A 25,174-nucleotide genomic window follows, 5' to 3' on the forward strand; every position below is an offset into this window, starting at 1 on the left:
ATGAGAAAAGTTAAAATTGGTATAGTAGGTTGCGGTAACATAAGTGATATATATCTAAAAAACTGTACAGATATTTTTGATAATCTAGAAGTAGTTGGCTGTGCAGATTTAATAATAGAACGCGCAAGGGAAAAGGCAGAGAAATATAATATAAAAGCCTACTCAGTCCAAGAACTAATAAATCATGAAGATATAGAGATAATAGTAAATCTAACAATACCTAAGGCTCATAAAGAAGTTTCCATGGCTGCTCTAGAAGCTGGTAAACACACCTACATGGAAAAGCCTTTATCTTTAACAAGAGAAGACGGTAAAGCATTGATAAATAAAGCAAAAGAAAAAGGATTAAAAATAGGTGGTGCACCAGACACTTTTCTAGGTGGCGGCATCCAAACTTGTATAGAACTCATTAATAATGGTGAAATTGGTACTCCTATTGGAGCAACAGCTTTCATGACTTGTCATGGACATGAGAGTTGGCATCCAGACCCTGAATTTTATTACAAGATAGGCGGGGGACCCATGTTTGATATGGGACCATACTATTTAACCGCACTTATTACAATGTTAGGCTCTGTTAAACGTGTATCAGGTTCAACTAAAATATCATTTCCTGAAAGAATGATCACAAGTGAACCTAAAAAAGGAGAAATCATAAAAGTTGATGTACCAACTCATATCTCCGGATTATTGGATTTTGAAAATGGTGCTATTGGTACAATCATCACCAGCTTCGACGTTTGGGGCAGCAATTTACCAATTATCGAGATATACGGTACAGAAGGAACACTAAGTGTCCCTGACCCAAATACATTCGCAGGTCCAGTAAATATTAAAAAAAGTTATGACAAAGAATTCCATGAAGTTGTCATAAATAAAAAATACACTGACAATAGCAGAGGATTAGGCATATCAGATATGGCAAACAGCATAATAAATAATAATGAACATAGAGCCAACGGAGATTTAATATACCATGTCCTAGATATAATGCACGCCTTCCACGATTCATCTAGCACAAGTAAACATATTACCCTACAAAGTTCCTACAAAATCCGATAAAACGGATTAACCACTTATAAGCTAAAGTTACTCTCTTAACTGTCTTAAACGTGGCAGAAAAATAAATAAACCACAGATAGCGATAGTGGATAATAACGACTTTTACGGCTTGTTGTATACCTCATACACAGATAAAAATAACTAACGTAACGAGAGTTATTATCCACTATCGCTATCTATGGTTCAAATATATAACCGTTGTCTATAATTGTCTTATACCTTGAAGAAATAATCTTACTAATTACCTCTTTTTCCTATTCAAAATAAAATTAACCTCATTTAAATTAACACTACCCGTTAATAGCAGAAGCGGAATACATATTATCATAAACAAACAAATATTAATTAATGTATTTACCAATAATGAAAATGGCATAGTAATATATCTACTCAGTAAATCAATTGACGAAACAGATGCTAAGCAAACTAGAATTGGTTTGACCAACCAGTTTCCTACTTTAAAATTAATAGACGTTATTCGTACAAGATGAATAATATTGAGTGTTGAAACAAGAACAAAACTGCAAAGTAACCCCCATAGATATCCCTTTAATCCGTACATAGGAATCAAAATGAATATAAAAGCTATTCTAATACTCAGACCTATTACATTATTTCTAAAAACAATCAATTGTTTATTAAGTCCATTCAATATACTTCCTAATGTAGTTTGTAGATATATAAATGGACATAACCAAGCTAGAATGGTTAATAATACTCCCACATATTCTTCATTATATACTATAACTCCCAATGTTCTACCAAAAGACAAAAATAAAAATGTGCTTAGTATACCAATAAGAATGGTGAATTTCATTGTTTTGGTAGTAGTAAAGTTAATCATCGATTTATTTTTGTTGGCTGAAGCAGCTGATACAGTTGGTAGTAACATAAGGGATATGGAATTAGTAAACACAGTAGGAAAAAGAATCAGTGGTAAAGCCATACCAGTTAAAATACCATATGTACCTAAAGCATTAGAATGAGATAATCCAAATAATTGTAATTGTGTTGGAATGAGAATAGCCTCAATACTAGTCAATATTGTAGTAATCAACCTATTAGAAGTTATTGGTACTGCAATGGCGGATATCTTTTTCAGTATTATAAAATAACTTTGAGGTGAACTTGACCTTTCCTTCAATGAATTGAATTTATAAGCTACTGCTACTATTACAAAAGAGACTATTTCTCCACCTACCATTCCGATTATAGCCATGGCACAAGCATAAGTAAGTCCTTTTGGTATGAATAATGCTGATAAGAAATATATGATTGTTATTCTAGTAATCTGTTCTATAATCTGAGAGACAGCAGGTACAGTAGGATATTTCAGTCCGTAGAAATAGCCTTTAATACATGATATTATAGCGGTAAATGGTATTGATATTGCCATAATCTTAATTGCTAGAGCTGTACGTGGTTCATTGATTAATTTGCAGCTAATTAATTCAGCGTTGAAAATAAGTACTAACATCAAAATAACAGCTAAAGTAAAAGCTATTATTGAAGAAGTACGAATAATCCTTTTTAGGTTAGAATAATTATTTTTTGCTTTTTCCTCAGCTACAAGCTTTGAAACAGCTGTAAAGATACCTGAGCAACATATAGTATAACATATCATATATATAGGAAACACAAGTTGGTAGAGTCCCATACCTTCAGCACCAATTAAATTACTCAAGTATATTCTATTAGCAAAACCTAATACTCTAGTAATCAGTGCAGCTACAGTCAATATTATGGTTCCTTTTATTACTGAACTTCTTTTCATTTTCCTTTCAATCCTTTCATTATGTAACAATAATATAGTTAATTAATTCTATGTAATCTATTTGTACCTATAATGGAGATTGACCTAAGTAATAAGCCTAAAGTAATATATTCTTTAATGCTTTTCCATATTCATTTAATTTGTTATAATTAACATTAAGCATTTAGAGAAATACAGGGAGGAGGATATGATGAAATATTTAATTATTGCACCATTATGTTTTTTGATTGATCAGATATGTAAGATTAAAGCTGTCAATGAAATGGATGATACAACTTGTAAGCCGATACTCAAGAATAATATTCTATTGAAACTTAATTATAATGAAGGTGCCTTTCTAGGATTTCTTAAGAATAAAAAGGGTTTTTTACTATTGGTTAATATCCTTTCGGTGATACTATTGATCTGTCTTAGTGTAACTTATGCAATTATGAAGGGTAACAATATATTAACTATAGGATTAGCTTTTTTGACAGGTGGAGCACTCAGCAATGTTTTTGATAGAATACGTCTCAAAAAGGTTGTTGACTATTTTTCCTTCAAGTGGAAACCAGACTTGATTTTTAATCTTGCAGATATGTTTGTATTCCTAGGTTGCATATTGTTGATTATCAGTGAAGTAAAACCAAATTCCTAAATATCTGTTAACTTATTATGGAATACTATTGTATTCAATTGCAGAAACTATTAATAATCTTAAAATAGCTTATATATTACAGAAATATAATCACAACGAGGTGAACTGATGAATAAGGGTATAAGATTATTAAGTGTTTTAACTGCCGTTTTATTATTACAAAGTTTTCTGTTGTCAGGATGCAGTACAAAGGATAATGAAAAAATAGAAAATAACCAAGGCAGTAATACTGTGAATGAAGATAAAAATAGCAATGATAAAAATAATAATGAGTCAGATAATGATATGGATAATAAAGAAGAGCAAAAGGAAAATAATGATAGTGAAATTGATTTAGTGGAATACAATCTTGGGAGTGGTGAAATAAAACAAAGTTCAGGTGTTACTATGCCTTATGATATGGTTGGAGAGATAGCCATACCAAAGGAAGGTGAAAAACATCCCATTGTTTTTGTTTTGCATGGTTCTCATGTAATAGAAGATTACAATAAGGACAGATATGATCTTGGTTTTGAGTATTTATTGAAGTCGTTAGCTGAAAAAGGATTTTTGGCAGTTACTATAAACGTTAATGCACAACATGTTTTAGAATATGGGGAACCTATAAAGCATGAAAGATTGGTTAATATATTCAATGATCATCTTACCAAGCTAGAATCAGCTATCAAAGGGGAATCAGATGACTTCGGTATTGATTTGAAAGATAAAGGAGATTTGACTCAAATAGCTTTGGTAGGGCACTCAAGAGGCGGTGGTGCATTAGACTCAGTTATCAATGATCAAAAAGATAGAGGTAATGATAATATATTCGCTATATTAAAAATAGCACCAGCCAATGTTATAGTTATTGAAAATGATAATCCAGATATACCAACAGGTATAATATTGCCACAATATGATGGAGATGTAGTTAATTTAGATGGACAAACCACATTTGATATATTAAAAGAAGATAAGAGCAGAAAATCTTTTGCATCTCTTATATTTTTAAAAGGAGCAGGACATAATTTCTTTAATGACAATGTTAAAGAGGATGATAGAGAGTTCTATTCTGACCTTACAGAAGATGATAGAGTTGTTTTCTTGACAAGAGAACAACAAAGACAGTTTCTTATAGATTATTCTATTGATTTTCTAAACAAAGCATTAGGTAAAAAAGTGGAAACAGGTTTATTTAATGTTGATGAACCTACTGTTGATAAAGCTTATGGGTTGGATGTTAAAACTTCATATTTGACCTCCGATAGACTTGAAATAATAAAAGCTACCAGTGAAGATAAGATTAAGAAAAATGATTTGCAAGGTAATAATGTAATACAAGATATAAAAGTTAAGTATCTGATTGAAAGTTATATTCCCAATAAAGATGAACTGCTTAATTTTGACCATCCATCCAATTTTGATGGATATGGGCTGTTTAGGTTTAATTATACCAATAATAAAGGGACCTTTACAATAGAAATACCAGTCAATAAAAAAGACATGAGTGATTATAAAGCATTATCCTTATACTTAGCTTTAAATCCAGGCAGTGAATTGAATAAGTCAAAGGAAAATCAAGCTCTTGCAATTATATTAAATGATAACAAAGGTAAGGAAGCAAAAGTAATCCTAGATGACAATACAGCTGCTTTGACTTGGACAGAGGGACATTCAAGAACTAATGAAAATACAACATATTGGTCCTTGAAAACTCCTTTGTCAGAAGCAAGGATTCCTTTAAAAGAATTCAAAGATCTTGACTTAAGCGATATTGCTAGTATAACACTACAATTTGATCAAAAAGAAAGTGGAAGTATATTGTTGAGAGATATATCATTAACGAAATAAATACGGGAATAGTAAATTTAATAGAATAAGGATGTAACTTAGTAAATTAATAATATAAGATAAAAACAGTGGATTAGTAATTCAATTCACTGTTTTTTTAGGGGTTTTAACATAACAAACCTTAATTGCAAAATGAAATTCCATACCTAATTGTTAAGTTTTTTAAATAAGTCTCTTTGATAAGAGGATATGTATAAGTATGGATTTTCGACCTACATAAAATTTGAATAGTTGATTAGTTTCATTCAGGAGAGCCAAAAAAGATGGTTTTCCTTTTTCTTTTGTTTGATATTTTCATCGTTTTTTGTTACGGTTGATTAGCTGGTGGCTGTATAAAAGGAGGTAGATTTATGTCTAAATACCTAACCTATGATGATCGATTAGAAATCGAAGCTGGATTAAAGGCAGGTCTTTCTTTCGGAGCCATAGCTAAAATTATATCTAAGGACAGAACCACAATAGCAAAAGAGATTAAACGAAATCTCATTATCAAAAAAACAGGGTATGGCGCATATCCTTATAATTCTTGTAAACTAAGACTTAAGTGTACCAGAACCAAAGTATGTGATGAATGTAAGTATCCATCAAAACCCTATTGTAAAAACTGTAAGCTTTGCAATGATGGTTGTCACTACTTTGAAGAAGATGTTTGTGTCAGCAAGTTTAAACCACCTTATGTTTGTAATGGTTGCAATACGTTACCAAAGTGTACATTGGCAAAACCTTATTACAGTGCTATTGATGCCCACAATAAATACTCTGAGAATATTTCTGAATCAAGAAGTGGAATTATTACCAATGAGGTTGAAATAGCAAGAATCAATGCTATCATTTCACCACTTATCCGTAAAGGTCAGTCCATACATCAAATCTATGTTAACCATGTAGATGAGCTGATGTGCAGTGAAAAAACCTTATACAACTATGTTGATGCATGTCTTTTTGATGTCAGAAACATTGATTTGCCAAGAAAAGTTAAGTTCAGACCACGTTACAAAAAGTCTGAATTTAAGATTGATAGAAAGTGTCGTATTGACCGTACATACAAGGATTTTACCGAATATATGAATAAAAATCCTGAAACATCTGTTGTTCAAATGGATTGAGTTGTTGGTACAAAAGGTGGTAAGGTTTTATTAACATTACACTTTGTAGATACCAGCTTTATGATGGCATTTCTTCGTGATGCAAACACTTCCAGGTCGGTTATTGATATCTTTGATTATCTCTATAGGACATTTGGAAGAAAAGACTATGAGAAGCTATTCCCTGTACTTTTGACTGACAATGGTAGTGAATTCTCTAATCCAAAAGCTATTGAATATGGTTCCATAGACATCCTTAGAAGTCGTTTGTTTTATTGTGATCCAAGTGCACCCTATCAAAAAGGGGCTATTGAAGTGAATCATACACTGATTCGTAGAATACTTCCAAAAGGTACATCATTTGATGATTTGACTCAGGAAGATATCTTATTAGTGATGAATCATGTGAACTCTTACACACGCAAAAAGCTGAACGATAAAAGTCCATACGAAGCGTTCAGCTTTTATTACGGAGAAGAGATATTAGGTAAGCTAGGTTATGTTTCAGTTGCCGCTGAAAACATAACCTTAACCTATAAACTTCTCAAAAAATAAACCGTAAACCAAACAAACGTCACCAGCATTATGAGTTAACTTAATATCATAAAATAGGGGTGGACTTTCCGATTACAAAAAAATCGAAAGAATCTCGACCTCCATTAATGATGCCATTCTATTCATGTCTACACATGAATTATAGCAAAAATACTGTTGAAATCATAATGCTAATATGGAAATATGTTTACAAAACGAGATATTCAGTTGCAAAAGGTGCATTTTACTTACAAAAGGTTACTTTCAAATACAAAACGGGAAATTAGTTTTACAAACGGGAAGTTCGTTTTTTAATTTACCAAAATATATTATTAGATATCGATTATAAGAAAAAACATATCGAAAAACAATAAAAATATATTGAAATACAAATAAAGTTGTGATAATATTATTTCTGACGGGGAATATTATATATAAATTGGAGGAAGATTATTATGAAATTTATTAACAGCAAAACATTATCTACTTTTTTGAATTTCTTTATGGTAGTTATGTTGGGATTTACTATTGTTACGCTAATAGGATTACCTTGGATAATAAGACGATATATGAGTTTTATATGCTCTGAATCATTTCCGCAATTTGATTATTACGCAATCTTAGCTATTTTATATGTAGCTGGTATTTTTGCGGCGGTAATTCTTAATGCTCTTAGAAAGATATTTTCTACATGTAAATTGGATAATCCATTTATCCACGATAATGTCAAAAATCTTAGATTAATTAGTTTGGCTTCTTGTATCATCGGAATAACATTTATATTCAAAACATTTATCATTAATTCTTTAATGACCATAGTAGTTATTTTTATATTTATAGTGGCATCCTTATTTGCTTTGATCCTTTCAGAGGTTTTTGAAAAAGCGGTTAAGTATAAAGAAGACAGTGATTATACCATATGATAATAAGTGGTAAGAAAGGAAAGATGTAATGGGAATCATAGTTAATTTAGATGTAATGATGGCTAAGAGAAAAATAGGTCTGTCAGAACTTGCTGCAAAAGTTGGAATTACTAATGCTAATTTATCAATCTTAAAAAATAATAAAGCAAAAGCTATACGATTCAGTACGTTAGAGGCTATTTGCAGAGAGTTGGATTGTCAGCCGGGAGATTTATTAGAGTATGTAGATGAGGGAAAAAAGTGAAATATCAATTATTTTAATAGTAAATGATATTTAGATTTGGAGGTAAATAAAAATGCTAAAATTTAATCATGTCAAGATATTAGGGATTCTTAGTATTATACTAGGGGTGTTATTTGTAATATTCTTTTATGAACAAAAAATAGGTATTTCATATACTATTTATACCATAGTATTAGTTGCATATCATTATTTTGCTTTGCGTACTAAAAAAGAATTCAGGAGCAAAGTTTATTTTGGAGGAATAATATATATTATTCTGTTATCAACAATATATCTAAGAAGTGATTTTATCTTATTTAGAGCGCTTAATTTTATAGCTGTTCCTGTATTGTTATGCGTGAATCTTATGTTATGTTTAGATGTAGATATTAAACTTATAGCAGGTAATACCTTGGGAATAATATTTGTTCCAATTAGTAAAATGCACAAATTGTTTATTGAGTTATTCAGTAACAGAAGAAAAGAAAGTAATAATAAAAATTCTCAAATATTTGTAAAAGTATTATTGGGAATTGCTATATCCATACCTGCATTATTTATAATAATAAATCTTTTGACTTCGGCAGATGTAGTTTTTGCAGATAAACTATCCCATATCTTAAGTGGTTTAGAAGATGTTGTAAAAGCTGATATAGTAATAAAGATTTTATTAGCTATCATTGTTTCGGCATATTTTTTCGGGCAGATATATTATCTTTATGACAATAAAAACAGAAAAAGTGTCGTTAGGCAAGAAGAAAAGGAATCTAATACTAGCTTTAAAGGATTTGATAGAATCATTACAATAACTTTTATGGCAATACTGGATATTGTTTACATAGCATTCACTATGATTCAGTTTGTATATTTGTTTGGTGGTAATAATAATTTGCCTGTTGGATATACCTATGCAGAATATGCCAGAGAAGGATTCTTCCAGTTGGTGTTTTTGAGTGTCATAAATATTGTGCTTATCTTTATAATTAATAAATTGTATTTAGGTATAAAAATTAAGGATGATATTTCTAATAAAGATTATAACTACAGAAAAGATATTATTGTTGACAGTTTGCTGTCTATAATGGTTATTTGTACTTTTGTCTTGATTATATCATCTATATACAGATTAGGCTTATATGAAGAAGCATATGGTTATACAAGACTTAGATTATTAGTGTATATGTTCATAGTTTTTGAAACTTTAATAATGATATTAGTTGCAATTAATATATGGAACAAAAAATTACCTATAATTAGAATAGGAATAATTGTTTCATTGGCAAGTTACTTAATTATAAACTTCATTAACATTGATGGAATAGTTGCAAGAGAGAATATAAATCGCTATGTTGAAACAGGAAAAATTGACTTTCACTATTTAGTTGATTTATCAACAGATGCTGCAGGTGAAATGTCACGATTAAAAAATATTGATGACAAAATGTATGGTGAATATATAGAATATTTAAATACGTATGAGTTGGAAGAAGTACAGTGGCAATCTTTTAATTTATCACAATATAATGCAAAAAAATTAGTAGAGTAGATTCCTATCTCTTGCAATTACTGTTTTACTCCATTATAATTGGATTTGAGGAGTAATTGTAAGGGGGGAAGGTATTAAGGTGAAATATTTAATAAGTTTATGGATTTTAGTGATAGTGATACTCACAGGATGTTCAAATGAAACAGATGTATCTACAGATGTTATAAAATCCGTTAATAATGATAATATTACTGGTGACCAACAAGATGATGAAAAAATAGACTTAAACAAGGACCAACAAGACGATGACACTATTATAAGTGATGAAATAAATAGTTTTATAGGTGACTGGAAAGTTAAAGCGATTTTTGAAGATGATTTTTTCATAACAGAGGAGTTATCATGTCAAGATAATGGTATAGGTATCTACAAAGACCATATGATAATCTATGCTAGTGAAGTCAATGATTATATCAATTGTAAATATGACATTATAGAAGTTAATGATATTTCTATGCTTATTAGAATAACAGAAAGAGAAACTCTGATGGGGAGAAAAAGAAAAGATAATACGAAACTATTCTTGTCATTAGATGGTGAAAACAGTGACATAATGAAATGCACTTATACATATGAAACAGCCGAGGGTAATTATAATAATACATATATATATCAGAAAGATCAGCAAGGAATATTAAGTAATTATTATCTAAGTAAACAAAAGAGTAATACTAATATAGATGATGCCGCATTGGATTCTATTTCTAATGAAATTCAAAATGAGTGGTTTAAGGATTATGATGATGTTAGAGAAAATGAGTTCTTGAGATTTAATGATTATAGTGGTATAAAATCCTACGAGATAAAAGATGGTTCTATACTATCTAAACATTATGATCTTGAGGGTAATTTGTCGTGGAAATCAGGAGAAGAGGCTTATATAATTAATTCAATCACAGATGATACAGTGGTTTTGGAAGTAGTAAGTGAACAGGGGAAACAGGGTAATATTATAGGACTATATTACTTAATACAATTACAAGGGAAAAAAGCAGTAATCAAAAAATATGATTATCTTAGTAATAACATGTACCAATTTCATAATGAAAAAGTGGTTAAAGATTCTTTGGAATCAGTACTTGCTTTAGTTAGTAACAAGAATAATTTATCTGCTTTTGATGAAGAACAGGTAGAGTTTTTCAATAAGATAATTGGAAAATGGGGAACCATGAAGGATAAAATATATGATGAGTATATATATAATCTAATCATTGACAACTATTGTATTGATTTTTATGAATATGCCACAGGATTTATGGAGGCTATTAATTATGAAGTCCAAGAAATAAACGTAGACGAAAAAGAAGTTATTATAAATGTCATTCAATATTCATGGTGGGATGAAGTAAATAGTGAGACAAAATACATAGATAATACTATAAAAATAAATCTTAATGATGAAGGTACAAAATTGACCTTCAATATCCAGCATAATAAAAAAGATAAAGATATTTTCTTTGATATGGGCAAGGATTATATTGGTGAAGTGCAATTCGAAAAAATATTAGATTGATTATGTATATAGATTGATTATATATAATAGGGATAAAATAGCTCAATAAATTAGACTCTGTATAGGGGTAAGCGAAGTCATGGACGACGTATAGCAGACCTTTTACAGAGTCTATGTTACTTAAGCTTATTATCTTATAAGATAATAACAAATAAATTAAATATTAGATTCTTTGATATCTTTCAACAAAGTAGCCATTTCTGATTCAATTTGTGCTGATTCAGCTTCTAGCTTAGCTATCTTGACATCATATGATTCCACTCTTTTTAGATACATACTCACTAAATCTTGGTTTTTGGTTTCATTGGCTTTATCCAGTTTTTGATTTAACGCTTCTCTTTTAGCATTAGCTTTATCAATTTGCTTTTGGATTTTTTTATATTTCTCAAGTAGTTCAGCGTATTTTTGCATTTTGCTATTAACATCATTCATGTCAGATGTTTTCTTATCCATTAATTTCATGAAATCCTTACCGAATTTATCACTCATTTCATCAGTATTAATAGAATCTTTTAGTTCGTTTAATTTTTCAATATCCTTATTGATTTTATTGGTATATGATAAAATCGTATTCATTAAATCGGATGATGCTATAATATCATCAGGTGAATTCTCTATAAGCATTTCTCTTAGACTTTTCATTTTATCACTGATTTTACTTGTATAATCAAACATATCAGTTACTTTTGTAAAAGTGCTATAGGTCTTAAAATCCCCTGATTCAATATTACCTATCTTATTACTTATATACGTGTCTAATTGTTGTTTTGAGCCATCTACAAAATAATCTTTTGTGGCATTTGCAATTTTAGAGAAAAGATCTCTAAAAGATTCTTTATCTAATGAGCATTCCATATCACTGTCCATAAAACATTTTTCAATTTTATGAATCATTTTATTACATTCATCATCTACAGCTTTTTGAAAAGCTGAGTCTAATTTATCTAAATACGCAGTGCGTTTATCCTCTGGAGCATTTTCCATGATTTTGTTGTATACTTCAGCGTATTTCTTGCCATATTCTTTGACAATATCATTTGAAGTATAAATTTTATTGGATTTATTAGTTTTCATATCATTAGAAATAGTATCAAACACACCTTCATCAAAATATTTATTTACAGCATCTTCAGATATATCAATAGTTGCACTAATGTTATTTTCATCAACCTTCTTTGCTGCATATTTCTTATTTATTAAATGTATGTTTTTAAGTGGGTCAGTAATGATATTATTTGTTCCTAAGTCGTTATAGTTAATTCTCAATTCAATTTCCCCCTTATTATTTTGGTTCTTAATATAAAAATTATAATTTAATTCAAAATTACCTATACTATATATCGGTATGTTTCTAAAAAAGTTAATTATTTTTTAGGTAATTATTACAACTTGATTAAGGAATAATTGATAATCATAAAAGAGAGAATAAATATAAGGAGGGATAAGATGGGTAAAATTAAAAGAAGAGATTTCACACATTATCATACTAAAATTATAACTAGAAATCTTCTTGGATATTCATTTAATTATGAAATAGGAACAATGTTACCAGAAAAATTCATTGAATCCAATAGAGATAAAGAAGAGGAATATTTGGAGGCAAGTGATATAATTAAGAATGACCTTAATGGTACAAAATATTTGGATTAGTAATAAAGGGCTGGCTGAAAATACATTTTTAGAGATGGCTACAAGTTTTGGAAGATAGACTAGGTGACTTCGCTTACCACTAAACCTAGTCTATCTTCCTTGAAATTCACATTAAAAATGTATTATTGATTGTCTTCAACAGGTATTAGGTATACAACCATAGTGACGATTACAAATATTAAGGTTGTCAAAATTCCCCCTTCTAAACCAAAGTCTCCACCTGTCAAGAGATTATCATGGATTATCCTAACGGGATATACAGAATCCCACAATGTGGAACCACTAACATTAAAACCAAAAAAACCACCTTGAAAGAAATTCCAAGTAATATGGAATCCTATAGCCATTAAAATATTTTTTGTTTTCAAGGTCATATAAGTAAACAAAATTCCTATTAGCACAATATTGATAAGTCCAACCACACTAACATTAGGATTAAGTAAATGTAGTGCTGAAAATATCACCGCAGGAATAATGTAAACTACATATTTGTTGTTATATCTGTGAAGGGTATGTACTATGTAGCCTCTAACCAATAATTCTTCATCAATTCCCACTAGGATAAATATTATCATTACATAAATAAGATTAAAAGAAAAAATTGGTTCTTCAAAACTGTATGTAAGTGTAGCATTATCAGTTGCAAATAATAATAATGCTATAATTGTGATTGATAATGCACCAAGTACTAAACCTATCAATAGGTGCTTTAAGGATTTTTTGGAAATAATCACTCCAAATTTTCTTGGGGACCTATTTTCAAGTTTATAGACGAATATGAATGCAATTATTAATGCAACAACTGATAGAGATTTGATAAGAATATATAGTGTATAATAATTAGTGAAATCTAGTGGAATCAAGAGTGAAGAAGCTGCTTTCTGAAAGGTAAAATAAAATGCAATAAAAAGTGTGATTTTGATACCAGAATAAATTTTGTTATGTTTATTCTTAAAAAGATTCATTAGCATTACCCCTTATATAAAATTTTATTAGACTTTTAAGTAGTTATCTAAAAAGTCTATAATAATTATAAATCAATTATCAAATTTTATCAGTAATTTATTGCAAGCATGTTTTGTGGATATTTTAAAAGTGATAATGATAATAATTGAAGATATAGCATCAATAATTACTATCCACATTAAGTCAATCATATCAAACAAATAATATGTAAAGAAATAAGTTCCCAATAGAAATGCCAATGTTATTACTGAACATACTATTTTCTGGAGGATAGATGTTGTTTTAATGATACAAGGAGCAACAATATTAAAGCATAGTAACATCATAAAATAAGTCAACAATATAACTAGCAGATTACTGAGACTGGTACTATCCATAATTATTATAAGGAACACAAGGTTAATAAGAATTACTACTCCATTAGTAATATATACTGTGTAATACCAGCTGTTAATGATCTCATTTATTTCTAGTGGTAAGGAACGTTGCAACAAAAAAGTATTATCAAGATAATCTGTTTGTGGAAAGAAAACACTCATGTATGTATAGAAGTAAGAAAGAGTTATCATCAAGGATATGATATAAACATATGATGAGTCTCTAACCACTAAAGCTATAATATTAAAGAGTGTTACAAATAATAGAATATATATAATTCCTGTATTTTTGAGATTAGATAATATTAATTTCTTCATTTCTAATGTCCCTTTCTGCTACTCATTAAAATCTCTTTTATTAACCACAATCAATGATATCAAATAGAACAATGGAATAAGCAATAATCCTGTGTATATGTATATGTTTATATAATGACTGCAAAAAATATGATTAACATTTACAATTGATGATAAATAAAAACTAATGAAGTATACTATATATATTAAAGGCTTGAAAAATTTTGTTGCAAAAAAAATCATTAGATATAATGATCCTGTAACCCCAACTGTATATAATATAATAAAAAACAATAATAGGAAATAATTCCAAACTATAGGAGCCCCATTGATTAGGATAGTTATTAAACAAAATAAAAATATGTTGATTAAAACTATAAGCATATATATTATTAATTTTAGGTAATGACTTGTAACATATTGCTTTCTGCTAATAGGAAAGCTGAGTGTGAATATGCTATAGCTGCTAGAGTTATGCTGTTTGGGAGCTATAAAGGGTGTTCCTGTCATGAAAAAAGTAGTTATAAATAAAAATAATGTAATTGGTATAGTTGGCAGATCTATAAAATTAGCATCTGTAATATACTTATTTGTATAGATTATAGAAATTACTGCTACATAAATTAACATTAATATTTGTATAATTAAATAAAATTTATTTTGAAAAGTGTATTTAAAGTTGCTTTTTATCAAATGAAACATAGTAAAATCATCCCTTTTACTTCTTTATATGGAATACCATAATATCTTCAAGGTTAGCATTATCAACAATAATTGAGTCTTGATATGATTCTATTAACTCTCTAGAATGAGTTGTCAAGGCCTCAAAACCATATCTATTCTTGTTAATACCTATTAAATGATCTTTATTGATCATTGATAATAATTCACTATTGCCTTTAACGATTTTATAGCTGTCATTAATGATGTCTGTTGGTTTGGAGAAAACTATTTTACCTTTATTAATAAAAGTGATATAATCAGCTATCTTATCTAAATCGGATGTTATGTGAGTAGAAAAGAATATGCTTTTGTTTTCGTCTTGAATAAGATCATAAAGAATATCTAATAATTCTCTTCTGAAAATAGGGTCAAGACCTCCAGTAGGTTCATCCATTATTAACAAATCAGCATTGTGAGATAAAGCAATAGCTATGGCGAATTTAGTTTTCATACCTTTTGATAGTTTACGTATTCTCTTATTAGGATTCAATTCAAATCTTTTCAAGTATGAGGTAAACAAATCATGGTTCCATTCCTTATAGAATGAAGATATAATCTTCTCATTACTTTTTATAGTAAGATTATCAAAAAAACAACAATCATCATAGACAAATCCTATTCTTGATTTGATTTTTTTGTCATGTTTTGTATTATTCATACCAAATATATTTATCTCGCCAGATTCTTTTTGAATTAAATTCATTATTAACTTTATTGTGGTGCTTTTTCCAGCTCCATTAGGTCCAATAAAACCTGTAATGAAACCTTTTTTAATATCTATATTAATGTTATCAAGTTTGAAATCAGAATAACTCTTAGTTACATTTTTAATTTCGATTATATTTTCCATATTGAATGCCTCCAAGTATATTAGAGTAGTATATGCAGATTATATCATATAAACTAAGTTTTTACCTTACTCGTATAATAACTTGATTATTTCAATCAATTCATCAATACCTAATCCAAGCATTTTACTTTCATCTATTATTTTACTTAGTTTATTTTCAATCATTTGCATCTTTTTTTCTCGTATCAAATCTTTATTTTTAAGCGCAACATAGAATCCTTTTCCTCTAACTGATTCAACAAAGCCTTCTTTTTCTAATTCTTCATAAGCACGTTTGGTAGTTATAACACTAATCTGAAGTTCTTTCGCTAGTTTTCGTATAGATGGAAGAGGCTCTGTTTCTTTTAAATCACCGGTAATAATATATTTTTTTAATTGATTAGTAATCTGTAGATAGATTGGATCCGAACTAGAGTTTGATATGATTATATTCAAAGTTTAACCTCCTATCCGTAAATACCGTGCATATTACATATATACACAATAAACATATATATATCATTTGTCAAGAATAATTTACTTATTTCTTTGATTTGATTAGTGCAGTAATAAAATAAGCTACACTTGATAATATTATAATAGTTGCACCAGAAGGTATGTTGAAATAATAAGAGAAGACCAGACCCAAGAAGCATAAAATAATACCCACTATTGAAGATAATAATATTATAATGTTAAAATTATATGTAATCAATTTAGATATTGCTGGTGGAACTGTTAATAATGTTATTACTAATATGATACCAACTACTTTTATTAAAATAACTATGCTCAAGGCTATAAGAATAAATAGAAAGTATTCTAAAAACGTAGTATTAACCCCTTTGCTGCTTAAAAAGATTTCATCAAACAAATAACTTTTTATATAGTTGAATAATGCAAATGAACTTATAAGAATAAAAAGAGTCAAAATAACCATAAGATAAATATCTTTTACTGAAACGGTTAATATATCTCCAAATAAATAAGTAGTCATATCTGGTGGGTAACCAGGTGTAAGAGATATGAATAGTATCCCAAGTGCCATACCTAATGACCATAGCATACCTATGATTGTATCCGAAGTAGTATTAGTCCTTCTTTTTATACTGACAATGGCAATTGCTGATATTACTGCAAACAAAAGTCCTCCTATTATAGGTTCAAACCCTAATAGAAAACCAAGACCTATACCTCCGAAAGATGCATGAGCGATACCGCCACTCATCATCACCAATTTTTTTTCTACAACAATTGTTCCGATTATTCCACATACAATACTAGCTAAGATAATACTTATGATAGCATTTTGCATGAAACCATATTTACATATTGCTTCTAACATAACTACTTTCCTTTCGTATAAAATAAATTTTGAAAATGCCAAGGATCTATTGTTTCGTCGTTGTCATGAACATGCATAGTCTTATTAAGACATGCAAATTTTTTTACATTATGTTTTATCATACCAATATCATGACTAACCATAATTATTGTCATTTCTTTATTCAATGTAGTCAAGATATTGTAAATTTCCTCTTTTGCATCTGTATCTAGACTAGCTGTTGGTTCATCAAGTAATAAAATATCTGGATTAGTTACTAATGCTCTTGCAAGTAATACTTTTTGTAATTGACCACCAGATAGTTGATTGATTCTTTTATTCGCTAGATAATTGATTTTTAACTTATCTATTGCAAATATAACTTTATTTCTATCATTTTGTTTATAACGGTAGAACAGCTTATAATCTGATGGAAGAGTACCACTTAATATCACATCAAATACTGTTATAGGAAAATCCCTGTTGAATGTTGAGAATTGAGGAACGTAACCTATAATTACATTTGGATCTATCATTATTTTACCTTTATCAGGAGTAATATCACCTATTATGGATTTCAAAAGAGTTGTTTTGCCACTTCCATTAGGTCCAATTATTCCAATATAATCATTTTTATTAACTTCTAAATTGATATTATCCAGTGCTAGATAATTATTATAGTGAACGGATAAATTTTTTATTTCTAATAATGCCATATTAGTCACCTTTTTAATATGAAGATACAAAAGTATCAACGATTTTTTTGTAGTTATCAATATATTCTTTTGATAAAATATCCAGAGAAATTACTTTCCCATTGATTTCATCTGCAATGACTGTTGCTTGTTTGCTATCAAATTCTTGTTGGTAGAACACAACTTTTATATCATGTTCTTTTGCAAAATTAATCACATTAGTCATAGTTTCAATAGTTGCAGTTTTACCATCTTCTTCAATAACCATCATATTTAAACCATAATCGTTAGCGAAATAGCCAAGTGAAGGATGATATATGATGAAATTATCTATATTAGAGTTTTTCAGAGTCTCTTCTATATAAATATCCAATTCTTCTAGTTCGGCGATATATTTTGCTGCATTGTCATCATAGTAATCTTTATTTTCAGGGTCAATATCAGAAAGAGAATCCCTTATTGTATTAATCATGACTATTACTCTTTTTGGTGACATCCATATATGAGGGTCAATTACTTTGCTAGTTTCTTCTTCCTCATGTTCGGTAGTTTCTTCATGTTCATGCTCATGTGAATGATTATCTAAATAAAGAATAGGGTATTGTTTTTCAGAAGCATCCTTTAGTGAGATAACTTCTGTTTTATTACTTACTACCTTAGGTAATATATTATTTTCAGCGGCTACTCCAATGGTAAAATACAAGTCAGCATCACTGATATGTTCTAATTCTTTTGGCGAAGGCTGATAGTTTGCAGGACTAAAGCCTGAGGGTATAACAGTTGTAACAGTGCCTTTATCACCAAGCACAGCATTGACAAATGCTTCTTCTGGTCCAATGGATACTCCTATATTAATTTTGTTGTTATCTACAGATTTACCAGAACACCCAGATAGTATTAATACGATGGATGCTAGTAATAATAATCTTCTTTTCATATGAATCCTCCTATATAATTCTAAATGCAAATAATTTGCATTTAAATTATACTATTTAATTATAGTATTGACAAGTACAAATCTATTAAAAAAATAATTTTATTGGTTTAAAAAGTGCATGTATATGTTATAATAAATTAACGACAAGTAATCTTCTTAGAATAAAGGTGTTTTATATGGATTTTAATAAAGTTATTGATCTATTAAAAAATAGTGGTTATAAATTGACCAATCAGAGAAAGATTATCATAGAAGCTCTTTATCATAGTGACAAACCAATATCTATGGAGGAATGGTTATTGTTGACTAAAGATAAGAATCCAGGTATTAATCTATCAACTATCTATAGAAATATTGATGTATTAGAGGATTTGGGGCTACTAGAAAAAATCAGACCAAAAGATGACAGCATTAAGTATACCCTTAATCTAATGGAAAATCATTCGCATTTTCTGATTTGTAAAAGATGTGGTAAAGCAGAAGCAATAGAATGTTGTCTTAGTAAAGAATTCAAAAAGGTTATTGAGGACAAAGAATTTGATTTGATTGAACATAATCTAGAATTATATGGATATTGTAAAGAATGTCATAATGAATTGGATAAAAAATAATAATGGGGTTGTTTCACATTGTGAGACAACCCATTAATAATATTATTGTGGCTTAGAATATATTTTCTTGATGTTATCAATTCTGCTGTTTACGTTTCTGAATAACATGTCAACCAAAGTAATAGCTACCATTGATTCTACAACAATTACAGCTCTTGGAACTATAATAGGGTCATGTCTGCCTTTTATATTGATATCAATGTTTTCACCAGATTTGTTAACGGTTCTCTGGGTGGTTTTAATAGAAGGAGTAGGTTTTACTGCTGCTCTTAATACGATACGAGAACCATCGCTTATGCCTCCTAATATACCCCCAGCATTGTTGGACTCTTTTTTGATTACATCATTTTCATATCTATAGAAATCGTTATTCTCAATACCTGTTAACTTGGAAGCTGAGAATCCATTACCTATTTCAAAACCTTTGATACTTCCTATTGACATGACAGCTTTTGACAGTTCAGCATCTAGTCTATCAAAAACAGGTTCGCCAAGCCCAGATGGAAGGTTATCCACTCTACATTCAATAATTCCTCCACAAGAATTACCATCTTTAATTAAATCGAGTAGATAGTTTTCAGTTTTCTCTACACAAGATTTATTGGGTATACATAGGTCATTTTTCCAGATTTCATTTTCATCGAAATCTATACTTGTGGATATATTCCCAATGGATTTTGTATATGTTGTTACCTTAATATTAAGAGTAGATAATATTTTTTTTGCAATTGCACCACCAGCCACACGTCCTATGGTTTCTCTACCTGAAGAACGACCTCCGCCTCTATAGTCTCTAAATCCGTATTTCATATCATAAGTCATATCAGCATGTCCAGGACGATAAAATCTGGATATTTCTGAATAATCCTTTGACTTTTGATTGTTATTATAAACAACTATAGATATAGGAGTACCTGTGGTTTTTCCTTCAAACACACCAGATAATATATTAGCCTTGTCAGACTCTTTTCTAGGTGTAGAAAAAATAGATTTACCTGGTTTTCGTTTATTTAATTCAATTTGAATATCTTCTTCTGTTAATTCAACACCAGCTGGACATCCGTCGATAACTACTCCAACTGCTTCACCATGGGATTCGCCCCATGTAGATATTGTAAATAGTTTTCCAAAGTTGGAACCTGTTGACATATAATCACCTTCTATACTTTATAGCTTGCCATATATTATATACAATTCTTAACAATTAGACAAGATAATAATAATTTTTTATATTAAATCTAGTAAATAGTGTAAAAAAAATTACATTTTTTGACATGAATATAAAAAAATATTTATAAATGTGATATAATATATTAGAATAACTATAAAGGGTAAATTTGACAATTAAAAAAAGATATAAATTATATGGTTATGTTCAATTTTAAATCATATTATAAACAATAATTTTACTAAGATGGGGTGTTCGAATGGAGATATCTGAAAATTTTTATTACGCCTTAATTAACAATATATTTAGTGGATATGCATATCATAAAGTAATTACAGATTCTGATGGGAATCCTGTAGATTATGAGTTTATAGATATTAATGATGATTATTGTAATTTAGTGGGTTTTAAAAGAGAAGATATTATTGGAAAAAGAATAACTGAAATTATTCCAAGCATGGTGGATGAATCATTTGATTGGATTAATTTTTTTGGTAAGATAGCAATTGAGGGTAGCCATGGTTCTACTATACAATATTTTAAACCATTTGATAAATGGTATCAGGTAAATGTGTTTAGTGATAAAAAAGGGTATTTTGCAGAAATATTTACTGATATTACTGAGATGAAGAAAAAAGAGCTATTACTGAAGAAAAAGAATGAGCAGTTGGTCAAATTATTCGAGGAGATAACTGCATCAGAAGAGGAACTGAGACAACAAAATGAAAAATTAACTCAAGTATATGAAGAGATTGCTGCATCAGAAGAAGAATTAAGACAGCAAAATGAGCATATCAGTGGATTATATGAAGAGTTAGTGGCGTCAGAAGAAAACTTGAGTGAGCAAAATAGTTTATTGCAAGAGAGTAATAGCATAATAAAAGAGAAAGAACAAATATATAGATTAATCACACAGGCATCTAATGATGGTATTTGGTACTGGAATATGAGAGATGGGAAAAGAAGTATATCATACGACTGGTATAATGACTTAGGTATCAATCTAGATTTGTTTTCTGACATTCAAAGTTGGCATAATATTCTTCATCCAGATGATGTTGAAAAAGCTAGAAAAAGTTTGAAGGATTGTATTGCAGGAATAACTTCAAGTTATGAAAGTACTTATAGGGTACGTACTATACGTGGTGAATACAAATGGATAGTTTCTAGAGGAAAGACTTTGCGTGATGCTGATGGGAAACCTTATTTGATGGCTGGTGCACATATAGATATAACCAATAAGAAGATTAAAGATGATAAAATAAAGTATTTAGCATACTATGATACTCTTACAGGTCTGCCGAATAGAGCATATCTATTAGAACAAGTTAGCAAATATTTAGAGAAAAATAACAAAATAGCATTAATAGTAATGGATGTTGATAACTTCAAGAGTGTTAATGATAGTGTTGGTTTCTCAATAGGTGATATTATCCTAAAACAAGTAGGATTAAGATTGTCAAGCTCCATTGCTGAAAATGATTTTATTGCCCGCCTTGGAGGTGACGAATTTGCTGTAATACTGAATGATGTCGATGATAACGAAGATATAATAGAAAGAGCCAATCTAGTTAAAGATTGTTTTAATGAACCGTTCACTGCTGAAAATAACATACATCAATTGAGTATTAGTTTAGGAATTGCGGTTTCACCTTATGATGGAGTCGATTCAAAAGACTTGATCAAGAATGCTGATACTGCAATGTACAAAGTTAAAAACATGTGCAAAAACAGTATATCTTTTTTTACACAAGATATGAAAGAAGAATTTTTGAAGAGAATAAATATTGAAAAACAATTGAAGAAAGCATTAGAAAATAATGAATTCAAGCTTTTTTATCAGCCTCAATTTGATATGAAAACAGGTGGTATAAGAGGTTTTGAAGCATTGCTTAGATGGATTAATCCAAAACTGGGATTGGTAAGTCCTATGACATTTATTCCAATAGCAGAAGAAATAGGAATAATCAATGAAATAGGAGAATGGGTTTTGAAGGAAGCGTGTAATCAATATAAGCAATGGACTTATGATTTTTCATTTAATGGTATTATATCTGTAAATATTTCTCCTATTCAGTTGAAAACACATAACTTTTATAATATCGTTTCTGATATCTTAAAAGAGACAGGTATCAAATCAGGTTGTTTGGAATTAGAGATAACGGAGAACTTATTTATTGATGCTCTAGACTCAGCAAAAATGCTATTGAACAAATTGATTGAGTTGGGAGTCAGAATATCATTGGATGATTTTGGAACAGGATATTCTTCATTGAGTTATCTGAAATCATTACCTATTGATACTCTTAAAATTGATAAATCCTTCATTAAGAATACTACATATACAGGAGTGGAAAGAGAAATTACTAGATCGGTTATAGACCTAGTAAGGAAAATCGGTCTTGAAACTATAGCTGAAGGTGTGGAAAATGATAAGCAGCTTAACTTCCTATATCAATCATTATGTGATAACATACAAGGTTTCTTAACAGGTAAACCAATGCCTGCAGACCAAGTAGTTGATATAATCAAAGCGGGAAAAGTAGACTTGTCACAATATATAGATAAGTAATGGTTATACATATTTTAAGCAGATTGTTTATGACAATTTGTTAAGATTAAGATTAAGTTAGATTGTATAATATGTCCTTGAAATGTTAATAAATTAGTTGTATACTTGGTAGACGTGTAAAAAACAAAAAATTGACGAATGGTGATTAAAGTGTATAAATTATTGAATGTAGATGGAAGAGCAAAAAGAGCAGAAGTGCACACGGTTCATGGTGTGATTCAGACTCCGGTTTTTATGAATGTTGGTACTGCAGGAGCTATAAAAGGTGCAGTCTCAAGTATGGATTTAAAAGAAATCAAATGTCAAGTTGAATTATCAAATACTTATCATCTCCATGTCAGACCTGGAGATGATGTAATTAAGAAATTGGGAGGACTTCACAAATTCATGGTATGGGATAGACCAATACTTACGGATTCTGGAGGATTTCAAGTTTTTTCACTTTCTGGTCTTAGAAAAATCAAAGAAGAAGGAGTATATTTTTCTTCTCATGTAGATGGACGTAAAATATTCATGGGACCAGAAGAGAGTATGCAAATCCAATCAAACATTGCTTCAACAATAGCCATGGCATTTGATGAATGTGCCCCATATCCAGCGACAAGAGAATATATGCAGAATTCTGTTGATAGGACAACTAGATGGTTGAAAAGATGTAAGACTGAGATGAATAGACTTAATTCCCTTGAAGATACTATCAATAAAAAACAAATGCTTTTTGGAATTAATCAAGGTGGAACTTATGAAGATATAAGGATAGAACATGCTAAGGTTATTTCAGAATTAGACTTGGATGGATATGCTGTTGGAGGACTAGCAGTAGGAGAATCTCATGAAGAAATGTATAGAATTCTAGAAGAAGTAGTCCCACACCTTCCACAGAATAAACCAACATACCTTATGGGGGTAGGAACACCTATTAATATCTTGGAATCTGTTGAAAGAGGAGTAGATTTCTTTGACTGTGTATATCCAGCCAGAAATGGAAGACATGGTCATGTATATACTAATTTTGGTAAACTCAATTTATGGAATGCGAAATTTCAGCTAGATGACAGACCAATAGAAGAAGGCTGCCAGTGTCCAGCATGTAAGCATTATAGCAGAGCATATATAAGGCATCTTCTAAAAGCTAAAGAAATGCTGGGTATGCGATTATGTGTACTTCATAATTTGTATTTCTATAATACACTTATGGAAGAAATAAGAGAAGCTATTGATAAAAATGAATACCAAGAATATAAAAATAATAAAATAGAGAATATGTTATAAGAAATTATATAAAATTTTCTAACAAATATTAGGAAAATATATTGAACTTATTATTATGGTTATATAGATGATTAAGTTGAAATATATGGATAAAACAGTTGACAGGAAGTTATTAACAGTGTATCTTATTATATAAGAATAATGATTCTTACAAGCTACCGAATAGATAAATTTCTGTGTAAAAACAAGGAGGATAATAATTTATGTCAAGTTTATTTGTATTAGAAGCTGGAGCTGGCGCACAACCATCTACTGCTGGCAGTATAGGTGCTATGTTAATACCTATGGTAATTTTATTTGGTTTTATGTACCTAATGCTTATCAGACCTCAAAAAAAGAGACAAAGAGAAATAGACCAAATGCAGTCAAGCATTAATATTGGTGATTCTGTTATGACTAATGGTGGTTTCTATGGTAAAGTTGTTGATTCTGTAAATAATGTTCTTATAGTTGAACTTGGTACTAACAAAAGCGTAAGAGTTCCTATTGAAAGAAATGCAGTTGCTGCAGTTAAAGAACCAGATTTAACAATAAATAGAGATGACTTAATCGAAGATAAAAAAGAAGACAAAGAAGAAAAGAAAGACGAAGAATAGAATTAATGGGTTTTACACAAGGGCTGTATA

Annotated in this window: 23 protein-coding genes and 1 pseudogene; 13 read left to right on the plus strand and 11 right to left on the minus strand. The window is 29.5% G+C overall.

Annotated elements, in window-relative coordinates; genetic code table 11:
* On the plus strand, positions 1-1,062 hold the full coding sequence (locus HYG85_RS20560) for a Gfo/Idh/MocA family protein (protein WP_212691244.1): 1,062 nt from the start codon (positions 1-3) through the stop codon (positions 1,060-1,062).
* A 241-nt stretch (positions 1,063-1,303) separates the two neighbouring features.
* Here the strand turns inward: HYG85_RS20560 and spoVB are convergent, their stop codons facing one another.
* The gene (gene spoVB, locus HYG85_RS20565) at positions 1,304-2,836 is read right to left on the minus strand and encodes a stage V sporulation protein B (RefSeq protein WP_212691245.1); all 1,533 of its coding nucleotides are present in this window, start codon (positions 2,834-2,836) and stop codon (positions 1,304-1,306) included.
* A 187-nt stretch (positions 2,837-3,023) separates the two neighbouring features.
* On the opposite strand from spoVB, the gene lspA reads away from it, so the two are divergent.
* The 7 genes and pseudogenes from lspA (at position 3,024) to HYG85_RS20600 (ending at position 11,127) form a co-directional block, all read left to right on the plus strand.
* Positions 3,024-3,473: a signal peptidase II gene (lspA, locus tag HYG85_RS20570; RefSeq protein WP_212691246.1), complete on the plus strand. Its 450-nt coding sequence runs from the start codon at positions 3,024-3,026 to the stop codon at positions 3,471-3,473.
* 108 nt (positions 3,474-3,581) lie between these two features.
* On the plus strand, positions 3,582-5,303 hold the full coding sequence (locus HYG85_RS20575) for a dienelactone hydrolase family protein (protein WP_212691247.1): 1,722 nt from the start codon (positions 3,582-3,584) through the stop codon (positions 5,301-5,303).
* A 350-nt stretch (positions 5,304-5,653) separates the two neighbouring features.
* Positions 5,654-6,943, plus strand: a pseudogene (locus tag HYG85_RS24865) (IS30 family transposase).
* 434 nt (positions 6,944-7,377) lie between these two features.
* Positions 7,378-7,845, plus strand: a complete 468-nt coding sequence (locus HYG85_RS20585) for a DUF2975 domain-containing protein (RefSeq protein ID WP_212691248.1) — start codon at positions 7,378-7,380, stop codon at positions 7,843-7,845.
* A gap of 28 nt (positions 7,846-7,873) precedes the next feature.
* The gene (locus HYG85_RS20590; protein ID WP_212691249.1) at positions 7,874-8,089 is read left to right on the plus strand and encodes a helix-turn-helix domain-containing protein; all 216 of its coding nucleotides are present in this window, start codon (positions 7,874-7,876) and stop codon (positions 8,087-8,089) included.
* Between the two features lie 52 nt (positions 8,090-8,141).
* Entirely contained in the window at positions 8,142-9,614 is a 1,473-nt protein-coding gene (locus HYG85_RS20595; RefSeq protein ID WP_212691250.1) for a DUF4153 domain-containing protein, read from the plus strand.
* Between the two features lie 79 nt (positions 9,615-9,693).
* Positions 9,694-11,127: a hypothetical protein gene (locus HYG85_RS20600; RefSeq protein WP_212691251.1), complete on the plus strand. Its 1,434-nt coding sequence runs from the start codon at positions 9,694-9,696 to the stop codon at positions 11,125-11,127.
* Between the two features lie 156 nt (positions 11,128-11,283).
* On the opposite strand, the gene HYG85_RS20605 is transcribed toward HYG85_RS20600, so the two are convergent.
* On the minus strand, positions 11,284-12,393 hold the full coding sequence (locus tag HYG85_RS20605) for a coiled-coil domain-containing protein (protein WP_212691252.1): 1,110 nt from the start codon (positions 12,391-12,393) through the stop codon (positions 11,284-11,286).
* 180 nt (positions 12,394-12,573) lie between these two features.
* Here HYG85_RS20605 and HYG85_RS20610 point away from each other — a divergent pair, with 180 nt between their 5' ends.
* Positions 12,574-12,777: a hypothetical protein gene (locus HYG85_RS20610; protein ID WP_212691253.1), complete on the plus strand. Its 204-nt coding sequence runs from the start codon at positions 12,574-12,576 to the stop codon at positions 12,775-12,777.
* 122 nt (positions 12,778-12,899) lie between these two features.
* Here HYG85_RS20610 and HYG85_RS20615 read toward each other — a convergent pair whose 3' ends face one another.
* From HYG85_RS20615 to HYG85_RS20645, 8 genes are all read right to left on the minus strand, one after another.
* Complete coding sequence (locus tag HYG85_RS20615; protein WP_212691254.1) at positions 12,900-13,742, minus strand: CPBP family intramembrane glutamic endopeptidase; 843 nt, start codon at positions 13,740-13,742, stop codon at positions 12,900-12,902.
* Positions 13,743-13,814: 72 nt separating this feature from the next.
* The gene (locus HYG85_RS20620; protein ID WP_212691255.1) at positions 13,815-14,438 is read right to left on the minus strand and encodes a hypothetical protein; all 624 of its coding nucleotides are present in this window, start codon (positions 14,436-14,438) and stop codon (positions 13,815-13,817) included.
* An 18-nt stretch (positions 14,439-14,456) separates the two neighbouring features.
* Positions 14,457-15,119, minus strand: coding sequence for an ABC-2 transporter permease (locus tag HYG85_RS24840; protein WP_408647974.1), 663 nt, complete (start codon positions 15,117-15,119; stop codon positions 14,457-14,459).
* Between the two features lie 16 nt (positions 15,120-15,135).
* A complete protein-coding gene (locus HYG85_RS20625) occupies positions 15,136-15,990 on the minus strand; it encodes an ABC transporter ATP-binding protein (protein WP_212691256.1) in 855 nt (284 codons plus the stop codon).
* Positions 15,991-16,056: 66 nt separating this feature from the next.
* On the minus strand, positions 16,057-16,425 hold the full coding sequence (locus HYG85_RS20630) for a GntR family transcriptional regulator (protein WP_113675552.1): 369 nt from the start codon (positions 16,423-16,425) through the stop codon (positions 16,057-16,059).
* A gap of 85 nt (positions 16,426-16,510) precedes the next feature.
* Complete coding sequence (locus tag HYG85_RS20635) at positions 16,511-17,314, minus strand: metal ABC transporter permease (protein ID WP_113675551.1); 804 nt, start codon at positions 17,312-17,314, stop codon at positions 16,511-16,513.
* 2 nt (positions 17,315-17,316) lie between these two features.
* Positions 17,317-18,009, minus strand: coding sequence for a metal ABC transporter ATP-binding protein (locus tag HYG85_RS20640; protein WP_212691257.1), 693 nt, complete (start codon positions 18,007-18,009; stop codon positions 17,317-17,319).
* A gap of 13 nt (positions 18,010-18,022) precedes the next feature.
* Complete coding sequence (locus HYG85_RS20645; RefSeq protein WP_212691258.1) at positions 18,023-18,925, minus strand: metal ABC transporter solute-binding protein, Zn/Mn family; 903 nt, start codon at positions 18,923-18,925, stop codon at positions 18,023-18,025.
* 176 nt (positions 18,926-19,101) lie between these two features.
* Between HYG85_RS20645 and HYG85_RS20650 the strand changes: the two genes are divergently transcribed.
* Positions 19,102-19,536, plus strand: a complete 435-nt coding sequence (locus HYG85_RS20650; RefSeq protein ID WP_212691259.1) for a Fur family transcriptional regulator — start codon at positions 19,102-19,104, stop codon at positions 19,534-19,536.
* A gap of 42 nt (positions 19,537-19,578) precedes the next feature.
* Here HYG85_RS20650 and aroC read toward each other — a convergent pair whose 3' ends face one another.
* On the minus strand, positions 19,579-20,685 hold the full coding sequence (aroC, locus tag HYG85_RS20655) for a chorismate synthase (protein WP_212691260.1): 1,107 nt from the start codon (positions 20,683-20,685) through the stop codon (positions 19,579-19,581).
* A gap of 278 nt (positions 20,686-20,963) precedes the next feature.
* Between aroC and HYG85_RS20660 the strand changes: the two genes are divergently transcribed.
* The 3 genes from HYG85_RS20660 (at position 20,964) to yajC (ending at position 25,144) form a co-directional block, all read left to right on the plus strand.
* Positions 20,964-23,276, plus strand: a complete 2,313-nt coding sequence (locus HYG85_RS20660; RefSeq protein ID WP_212691261.1) for an EAL domain-containing protein — start codon at positions 20,964-20,966, stop codon at positions 23,274-23,276.
* A 150-nt stretch (positions 23,277-23,426) separates the two neighbouring features.
* Positions 23,427-24,548 carry a tRNA guanosine(34) transglycosylase Tgt gene (gene tgt / locus HYG85_RS20665; RefSeq protein ID WP_212691262.1) on the plus strand — a complete coding sequence of 374 codons (1,122 nt, stop codon included), beginning with the start codon at positions 23,427-23,429 and terminating at the stop codon, positions 24,546-24,548.
* A gap of 203 nt (positions 24,549-24,751) precedes the next feature.
* On the plus strand, positions 24,752-25,144 hold the full coding sequence (gene yajC / locus HYG85_RS20670) for a preprotein translocase subunit YajC (protein ID WP_113675544.1): 393 nt from the start codon (positions 24,752-24,754) through the stop codon (positions 25,142-25,144).
* The last annotated feature ends 30 nt before the right edge of the window (positions 25,145-25,174 follow it).

Source organism: Vallitalea guaymasensis, from assembly GCF_018141425.1.
GTDB lineage: Bacteria > Bacillota > Clostridia > Lachnospirales > Vallitaleaceae > Vallitalea > Vallitalea guaymasensis.

Bases quoted from the DNA above. Each gene is read 5' to 3' on its own strand.
- HYG85_RS20650 (WP_212691259.1), top strand. From the start codon at position 19,102: ATGGATTTTAATAAAGTTATTGATCTATTAAAAAATAGTGGTTATAAA.
- HYG85_RS20560 (WP_212691244.1), top strand. From the start codon at position 1: ATGAGAAAAGTTAAAATTGGTATAGTAGGTTGCGGTAACATAAGTGAT.
- HYG85_RS20645 (WP_212691258.1), bottom strand. From the start codon at position 18,925: ATGAAAAGAAGATTATTATTACTAGCATCCATCGTATTAATACTATCT.
- yajC (WP_113675544.1), top strand. From the start codon at position 24,752: ATGTCAAGTTTATTTGTATTAGAAGCTGGAGCTGGCGCACAACCATCT.
- HYG85_RS20660 (WP_212691261.1), top strand. From the start codon at position 20,964: ATGGAGATATCTGAAAATTTTTATTACGCCTTAATTAACAATATATTT.
- spoVB (WP_212691245.1), bottom strand. From the start codon at position 2,836: ATGAAAAGAAGTTCAGTAATAAAAGGAACCATAATATTGACTGTAGCT.
- HYG85_RS20575 (WP_212691247.1), top strand. From the start codon at position 3,582: ATGAATAAGGGTATAAGATTATTAAGTGTTTTAACTGCCGTTTTATTA.
- HYG85_RS20590 (WP_212691249.1), top strand. From the start codon at position 7,874: ATGGGAATCATAGTTAATTTAGATGTAATGATGGCTAAGAGAAAAATA.
- HYG85_RS20595 (WP_212691250.1), top strand. From the start codon at position 8,142: ATGCTAAAATTTAATCATGTCAAGATATTAGGGATTCTTAGTATTATA.
- aroC (WP_212691260.1), bottom strand. From the start codon at position 20,685: ATGTCAACAGGTTCCAACTTTGGAAAACTATTTACAATATCTACATGG.
- HYG85_RS20635 (WP_113675551.1), bottom strand. From the start codon at position 17,314: ATGTTAGAAGCAATATGTAAATATGGTTTCATGCAAAATGCTATCATA.
- lspA (WP_212691246.1), top strand. From the start codon at position 3,024: ATGATGAAATATTTAATTATTGCACCATTATGTTTTTTGATTGATCAG.
- HYG85_RS24840 (WP_408647974.1), bottom strand. From the start codon at position 15,119: ATGTTTCATTTGATAAAAAGCAACTTTAAATACACTTTTCAAAATAAA.
- HYG85_RS20620 (WP_212691255.1), bottom strand. From the start codon at position 14,438: ATGAAGAAATTAATATTATCTAATCTCAAAAATACAGGAATTATATAT.
- HYG85_RS20625 (WP_212691256.1), bottom strand. From the start codon at position 15,990: ATGGAAAATATAATCGAAATTAAAAATGTAACTAAGAGTTATTCTGAT.
- HYG85_RS20610 (WP_212691253.1), top strand. From the start codon at position 12,574: ATGGGTAAAATTAAAAGAAGAGATTTCACACATTATCATACTAAAATT.
- HYG85_RS20640 (WP_212691257.1), bottom strand. From the start codon at position 18,009: ATGGCATTATTAGAAATAAAAAATTTATCCGTTCACTATAATAATTAT.
- HYG85_RS20615 (WP_212691254.1), bottom strand. From the start codon at position 13,742: ATGAATCTTTTTAAGAATAAACATAACAAAATTTATTCTGGTATCAAA.
- HYG85_RS20585 (WP_212691248.1), top strand. From the start codon at position 7,378: ATGAAATTTATTAACAGCAAAACATTATCTACTTTTTTGAATTTCTTT.